Source organism: Runella sp. R5_40, assembly GCF_057652295.1.
Genome location: NZ_JBYFCH010000065.1, coordinates 1 through 1,255, shown reverse-complemented (window position 1 = coordinate 1,255; position 1,255 = coordinate 1). Strand labels below are relative to the sequence as shown.

At 40.2% G+C, this 1,255-nt stretch carries 1 protein-coding gene; it reads right to left on the bottom strand.

Annotation, left to right across the window (positions count from 1 at the left end; all coding sequences use genetic code 11):
* Positions 1-14 precede the first annotated feature (14 nt).
* Positions 15-1,025, bottom strand: coding sequence for an IS110 family RNA-guided transposase (locus AC23N5_RS31400; protein ID WP_487758561.1), 1,011 nt, complete (start codon positions 1,023-1,025; stop codon positions 15-17).
* Positions 1,026-1,255 lie beyond the last annotated feature (230 nt).

Sequence of the window (1,255 nt, the reverse complement as noted above, 5' to 3'; positions counted from 1 at the left end):
CGGATTTCTATGGTTTATGCAAGCGTGCGAGTATAATTTTTGTCATATTTTTGCTGGTGATGCACCACCGAGCAGATGCGATGAATGAGTTTGTTGCGAACGGCATTCAAAACTGACATTTTGTTCTTGCCTTCGGCGACCTTTCTCAAATAATAGTCTTGAATTTCGCCTTTGACTCGAATGGCGGACATAGCTCCTAAATGAAAAAGGCTTTTTAACCGTTTTCGGGCATGATGGTTAACCTTGGTTTTTCCTCTAATGCTACTGCCAGATTGGTATTCAAAAGGAGCAACCCCTGCATGACAGGCTAATTTTTTGGGATCAGTAATGTTAGTAAATTCGTTAGTAGCGATAAGTACCTCAGAAGCAGTAGCGGAACCTACTCCCGGTACAGAAGTAATTAGTTCAAAAAGTTCTTTTAAATGTGGGTCTTTGTCTATCAAATTTTTAACTTGTTTTTCAATCTTCTCAATATCAAGATTGATGGCTTTTAGTGATGCCTGACAGGTTTTAGTAAGCTGTTTTTGCAACGAAGGGCTTACGAATTCCTGCTGTTCTTGTAAAGGTTGTTGCAGTTGCTGACGGGCTCCTAACAGTCTGTGGCGAACCGAGCTCAGAGCTGCCAATTGTTGAATAACCTGACGAGGAGGCTGCCATAAGCGAGTTTTATCTTTAAACCGGAAGGCATACTCTGCAATGCGAACGGCATCAATGGTGTCGGATTTGCCACGCTGTAAACCTCCCGCCCGTTTAATCTGCAAGCTATTTTCTAACCAAATGGGAAAATGAAGTTGATACAAATAAGTCAACAAATGTGCATTGTAAATACCTGTGTGTTCCATGCAGCATACTGACTTTGAGCGCTCAAAGCTTGGTAATGATTCAATGATTTTGAGAATAGCTTTGATTGCGGCTTGTGAATTTGCCGATTGAGTTTGATAAATAATACCTTTTTGAGTTGAGTAAACAGCCCAATCTAATGTTGCTTTAGAAATGTCAATGCCAATAAAATGTTGAGTCTCCATGAGCATTAATTTATTAAGAGTTGCACTAAAAACTTACCTTTTGCCTCAAACCCTTACTAATGAGCCATGATGCCCTAATTTCTATTGGAGGTTTGGTAAGCAATACAGAGTGGGTCCTGAATCCGTGCATAGAGTAAAAAAGCTCTGCGACCCCATAGGGAAGCCCACTCTGGTACTGTTTGTTAAAAATACTCAATCTTGAAATTTTACCATAGTACAAACCTAAAGGG

Excerpts from the sequence above, each read along its gene's own strand:
- AC23N5_RS31400 (WP_487758561.1), bottom strand. The coding sequence starts at position 1,025 with ATGGAGACTCAACATTTTATTGGCATTGACATTTCTAAAGCAACATTA.